This window comes from Sediminibacillus massiliensis, from assembly GCF_900156915.1.
In the GTDB taxonomy this organism is placed as follows: domain Bacteria; phylum Bacillota; class Bacilli; order Bacillales; family Amphibacillaceae; genus Sediminibacillus_A; species Sediminibacillus_A massiliensis.
The window spans coordinates 3,571,267-3,577,266 of sequence record NZ_LT732535.1; the positions used below are offsets into that span (position 1 = coordinate 3,571,267).

General features: G+C 46.5%; 2 protein-coding genes and 2 rRNA genes. 2 read left to right on the forward strand and 2 right to left on the reverse strand.

Going from position 1 to position 6,000, the window contains the following annotated elements:
* Positions 1-108: 108 nt before the first annotated feature.
* Both CZ434_RS18520 and CZ434_RS18525 read right to left on the reverse strand, forming a co-directional pair.
* Positions 109-1,536: a hypothetical protein gene (locus tag CZ434_RS18520; RefSeq protein WP_077624486.1), complete on the reverse strand. Its 1,428-nt coding sequence runs from the start codon at positions 1,534-1,536 to the stop codon at positions 109-111.
* Positions 1,533-2,225, reverse strand: coding sequence for an ABC transporter ATP-binding protein (locus tag CZ434_RS18525; RefSeq protein ID WP_077624487.1), 693 nt, complete (start codon positions 2,223-2,225; stop codon positions 1,533-1,535). The genes CZ434_RS18520 and CZ434_RS18525 overlap by 4 nt, the downstream gene beginning before the upstream one ends.
* A gap of 549 nt (positions 2,226-2,774) precedes the next feature.
* On the opposite strand from CZ434_RS18525, the gene CZ434_RS18530 reads away from it, so the two are divergent.
* Together CZ434_RS18530 and rrf are read left to right on the forward strand one after the other, a co-directional pair.
* Positions 2,775-5,682, forward strand: a 23S ribosomal RNA gene (locus CZ434_RS18530).
* A gap of 199 nt (positions 5,683-5,881) precedes the next feature.
* A 5S ribosomal RNA gene (rrf, locus tag CZ434_RS18535) occupies positions 5,882-5,997 on the forward strand.
* Positions 5,998-6,000: the final 3 nt, after the last annotated feature.

Consider the following 6,000-nt stretch of genomic DNA (forward strand, 5'->3'; position numbering starts at 1 on the left):
CTAAAAAAGAACTTTGTTCACTGTTTCACAAATTAGAAACAAATCCATGGCGGTATTGTGAACATTATCGTATCAAGGTAGAAAATCATCTTATGGTAGGTAGAGCCCCTATCCTTGACTGAGGATAGGGGCTTTTGTTTGCTTTTTTCGTGTCTTCTTCAGGAAAAATAATATCGAAACAACCGAGACAATCGGATAAGGAATGCTAAGGAAGAGCAAACAGAACCATGCGAATGGAAAGAGCTCTTCATAGATGGGCAAATTCCTCGGTGTCTTGGATAGCAGAGCCATTCGATTTTCCAATTGTTCTTGAAGATAGGCGTCGGTTACACAAATATATAGGATGATCTGAAAAGGAACCCAGATGGACGGATTGACAAGTAATAAAACAATAGACAATACAATTAGAAGGAAGATTCCCGCAAGGTATGCCCAGCTAAGAAATGATCTTTTCCATGAATGTAAATCCCATGGCAGACTATGGACCAATTTTTCTCCAAAACCAGCGGCGAAAAAGCTTGCAGACATTTTTCCATATAAGAACACAGCCAGAGTAACAGCAACACCGAGTACCCATGGGCCATGAAAGCTTAGCATGACAAGCAACACTAAAATGCTGCCAATGGTCTGTAATACCAGTTCTTTTCCTTCCCAAAGCGATCTTCTCCACAGTCGCTTATAGATGACGGTTCTCTTGCGGTAGTCGAAGGGTTTTCTGTATTTCTTCCTTTGAAATAATTGTTGTGCCCAACCATTTCTTTTTTCTGGTTTTATTTCCATTTTGGACATCTTATTAATGAAAAACATGTTCCATATTAAAAGGTCGTTTGTTTGAATGACTCTCATCCAGTCAACTTGTTTGAACGCCCTATTCCACAGGAGAAGATTAATGATCAGAAGGATTCCAAAAAATAAATACAGCCCTGTGATCTGATTGGTTATTAGGGAAATCATAAAACGGCCCCCCGCACATATGGCGGCTGCCAGGTAGATAACTACTAATTTGTGCCACATTTTCATTTGAAAGAGAATCCATTGTGGAATTGCAAGTACAAACCGCAATAAGATCACAAGTGATAGTGTTGTAAATAAGAACATGGCAGAGAGTGGTGTTAACAGCCAAGCGATAATGGCAACAACTGATCCTGCAAAGATGAAGCTTAGCTCTTTTTCCAATAAACAATATAACCATAAATACTCCCGTGAATATGGAAGAGAGCTTAGCTTCAATTCGGCACTTGTAAACAATACGCCTGGTTTGGTGATGGATTGAAACAAGGATCGGACAATCATTGCAAGAACTATGAGCAGATAATTGCTTGAGAGAAACTGTTCTGCTGTCACAAATAGATTTTGGTACTGTTGAAGGGCGTCATATGCAATAAATCCCCCCAATACTAGAAAAGCTCCAAGATAAACGCAAATAACTACATCGAAACTTACACCCAGGGCCATCTTATACAGTTTCTTCTTTTTTTGAAATCTGCTTTTCTTTATAAACCTGTACGCAGACAATGTGGAAGGATTTTGGCTCATGGGGCGAATCTCCTTGCCAATTCTTCAAAATTGGAGATCTCTCCCTGATTTTCGATTCTTCCCTGTTTTAGCATGATGAATTGATTTGCCAGCTGTTTAGTGCGTTCTAATTGATGCGAGGTAAGCAAAATCGAAGTTCCGTTTTTGGCTTTTTCTATAAGTACTTCTTGAAGAAAATCTGAAGCATGAATATCAAGCCCCATAAAAGGTTCATCGATTAACAATAAGGAAGTGTCTGGTAAAAGGGCACAGATCGTTTGCACTTTTTGTCTCATTCCCTTTGAGAGGGATTCAGGGTATTCGTGAAGTTTGTCGCTAATCTCAAATTGTTCTATGTAATAAGAAACCCGGCTGTTCAGTTCTTCTTCTCGCATTTGATAACTTTGACCGTATAGTTGAAAATGCTGCATTGCCGTAAGTTCTGACAACAGAAACGGTTCTTCCGGTATGTAGGAGAGGTTCTGTTTGAAAATAAGAAAGTCCTTATCTTGGTCAGCAGAACCGATGGAGATTCTGCCGCTTTGCTTTTCTTGCCATCCCATGACTGTTTTCATAACTGTCGATTTTCCTGCTCCATTATGACCGACTAGTGCATGAATGGAACCTGGCTCTATGTAGAAAGATATATTATCCAGGATGACATTGTCTTTAATGCTGACAGTCAAGTCGTGTATTGTTAATCCATCCATTAAATTTCCCCCTTCATTAGGTATAGATTTTCTACGAAGGAATGCTTGTGAGGTTTCAGGATTATAAGAATATAGAATTGCCATTTGTTTTGGAAGATTTTACATACTTCAGTTGTGTTGTGTTCCTCCATTATACATGGTATATTATAAATCCCTCGCAAGAACAGAGGGAGAATACAGATGCAAAAATAACTTCTTTGAAAAAATATTGACTTTTATTTTGATAGTATGATATATTAATTGAGTCGCCAAAAAAACGGCAATTAAACAATTTAAAAAGTTGTTGACAGGCATTTCGTTAAATGTTATAATAGTAAAGTCGCTGTCAAAACGACAACAACGAAATTTGATCTTTGAAAACTGAACAAAACAATCATTATGTCAAGCAAGAAATGCTAGTCAAGTTTTCGAGCAAGCAAGCTCACATTTTATGGAGAGTTTGATCTTGGCTCAGGACGAACGCTGGCGGCGTGCCTAATACATGCAAGTCGAGCGCGGGAAGCAAGCAATCACCCTTCGGGGTGTGCGCTTGTGGAACGAGCGGCGGACGGGTGAGTAACACGTGGGCAACCTGCCTGTAAGACTGGGATAACCCCGGGAAACCGGGGCTAATACCGGATAACACTTTTCTCTGCATGGNTCCGGGAATTTCCGAATGGGGGAACCCACTGTTCGTAATGGAGCAGTACGGTTATCTGAATTCATAGGATAACCGAGGCAGACCCGGGGAACTGAAACATCTCAGTACCCGGAGGAAGAGAAAGCAAATGCGATTTCCCAAGTAGCGGCGAGCGAAACGGAAACAGCCCAAACCAGAAAGCTTGCTTTCTGGGGTTGTAGGACACTCCATCGGAGTTACCAAGAAATGGTTTAAACGAATCGATCTGGAACGATCAGCCGAAGAAGGTAAGAGCCCTGTAGTTGAAAAGCCGTTTCCTCCGGAGTGGATCCTGAGTACGGCGGAACACGAGGAATTCCGTCGGAATCCGGGAGGACCATCTCCCAAGGCTAAATACTCCCTAGTGACCGATAGTGAACCAGTACCGTGAGGGAAAGGTGAAAAGCACCCCGGGAGGGGAGTGAAATAGAACCTGAAACCGTGTGCCTACAAGTAGTCGAAGCCCGTTAATGGGTAACGGCGTGCCTTTTGTAGAATGAACCGGCGAGTTACGATCACCTGCAAGGTTAAGTCGCATAGACGGAGCCGCAGCGAAAGCGAGTCTGAACAGGGCGCCTGTAGTAGTTGGTCGTAGACCCGAAACCGTGTGATCTACCCATGTCCAGGGTGAAGGTCAGGTAACACTGACTGGAGGCCCGAACCCACGCGTGTTGAAAAACGCGGGGATGAGGTGTGGGTAGGGGTGAAATGCCAATCGAACACGGAGATAGCTGGTTCTCTCCGAAATAGCTTTAGGGCTAGCCTCAAGAGTTGAGTACTGGAGGTAGAGCACTGATTGGACTAGGGGCCCTCATCGGGTTACCGAATTCAGTCAAACTCCGAATGCCAGCTACTCGATCTTGGGAGTCAGACTATGGGTGATAAGGTTCATAGTCGAAAGGGAAACAGCCCAGACCGCCAGCTAAGGTCCCAAAGTATACGTTAAGTGGAAAAGGATGTGGAGTTGCTTAGACAACCAGGATGTTGGCTTAGAAGCAGCCATCATTTAAAGAGTGCGTAATAGCTCACTGGTCGAGTGACTCTGCGCCGAAAATATACCGGGGCTAAACGTATCACCGAAGCTGCGGATTGTTCTTGCGAACAATGGTAGGAGAGCGTTCTAAGTGCAGCGAAGTCAGACCGTGAGGACTGGTGGAGCGCTTAGAAGTGAGAATGCCGGTATGAGTAGCGAAAAAAGAGTGAGAATCTCTTTCACCGAAAGCCTAAGGTTTCCTGAGGAAGGCTCGTCCGCTCAGGGTTAGTCGGGACCTAAGCCGAGGCCGAAAGGCGTAGGCGATGGACAACAGGTGGATATTCCTGTACCACCTCCTTTCCGTTTGAACGACGGGGGGACGCAGGAGGATAAGGAGAGCGCACGATTGGAAATGTGCGTCCAAGCAGTAAGAGAGTTGGAATAGGCAAATCCGTCCAACAATCTCAAGCTGTGACGGGGAGGGAACATAAGTACCGAAGCTCCGGATTTCATACTGCCAAGAAAAGCCTCTAGTGAGGAAAGAGGTGCCCGTACCGCAAACCGACACAGGTAGGCGAGGAGAGAATCCTAAGGTGAGCGGGAGAACTCTCGTTAAGGAACTCGGCAAAATGACCCCGTAACTTCGGGAGAAGGGGTGCTTCTTTTGCGAGAAGCCGCAGTGAAAAGGCCCAAGCGACTGTTTAGCAAAAACACAGGTCTCTGCGAAGCCGTAAGGCGAAGTATAGGGGCTGACACCTGCCCGGTGCTGGAAGGTTAAGGGGACGCGTTAGCCGCAAGGCGAAGCGTTGAACCGAAGCCCCAGTAAACGGCGGCCGTAACTATAACGGTCCTAAGGTAGCGAAATTCCTTGTCGGGTAAGTTCCGACCCGCACGAAAGGTGCAACGACTTGGGCACTGTCTCAACGAGAGACCCGGTGAAATTATACTATGCGTGAAGATGCGCATTACCCGCGACAGGACGGAAAGACCCCGTGGAGCTTTACTGTAGCCTGATATTGCATGTTGGTACAGCTTGTACAGGATAGGTGGGAGCCTTAGAAGCCGGAGCGCTAGCTTCGGTGGAGGCGTCGGTGGGATACCACCCTGGCTGTACGGACATTCTAACCCAGGACCGTGATCCGGTCCGGAGACAGTGTCAGGTGGGCAGTTTGACTGGGGCGGTCGCCTCCTAAAGAGTAACGGAGGCGCCCAAAGGTTCCCTCAGAATGGTTGGAAATCATTCGCAGAGTGTAAAGGCAGAAGGGAGCTTGACTGCGAGACCTACAAGTCGAGCAGGGACGAAAGTCGGGCTTAGTGATCCGGCGGTGCCGTATGGAAGGGCCGTCGCTCAACGGATAAAAGCTACCCCGGGGATAACAGGCTTATCTCCCCCAAGAGTCCACATCGACGGGGAGGTTTGGCACCTCGATGTCGGCTCATCGCATCCTGGGGCTGTAGTCGGTCCCAAGGGTTGGGCTGTTCGCCCATTAAAGCGGTACGCGAGCTGGGTTCAGAACGTCGTGAGACAGTTCGGTCCCTATCCGTCGTGGGCGTTGGAAGTTTGAGAGGAGCTGTCCTTAGTACGAGAGGACCGGGATGGACACACCGCTGGTGTACCAGTTGTTCCGCCAGGAGCATAGCTGGGTAGCTACGTGTGGAAGGGATAAGTGCTGAAAGCATCTAAGCATGAAGCCCCCCTCTAGATGAGACTTCCCATCATTTTAAATGAGTAAGATCCCTCAGAGACGATGAGGTTGATAGGTCCGAGGTGGAAGCGTGGTGACACGTGCAGCTGACGGATACTAATCGATCGAGGACTTAACTATAAAAAGAAAGTGAAGGCGACTGTCCAACAGCGTATGGATAGATCAGCCAGCACAAAGGACTCTGCTTTTGGAGTCCTGGTGATGGATGAACTATACACTAGCTGTTAGGAGCCGTAGCTGGACTACACAAACATGAAAACACCTTTAGATGTCTCCACCCTCTTATCTAGTTTTGAAGGTACATCCTTTAAAATTAAGGTCTGGTGGCAATAGCGGAAAGGTCACACCTGTTCCCATGCCGAACACAGCAGTTAAGCTTTCCAGCGCCCATGGTAGTTGGGGCATTGCCCCTGCGAGAGTAGGACGCCGCCAGGCAAA

Bases quoted from the DNA above. Each gene is read 5' to 3' on its own strand.
- CZ434_RS18520 (WP_077624486.1), bottom strand. From the start codon at position 1,536: ATGAGCCAAAATCCTTCCACATTGTCTGCGTACAGGTTTATAAAGAAA.
- CZ434_RS18525 (WP_077624487.1), bottom strand. From the start codon at position 2,225: ATGGATGGATTAACAATACACGACTTGACTGTCAGCATTAAAGACAAT.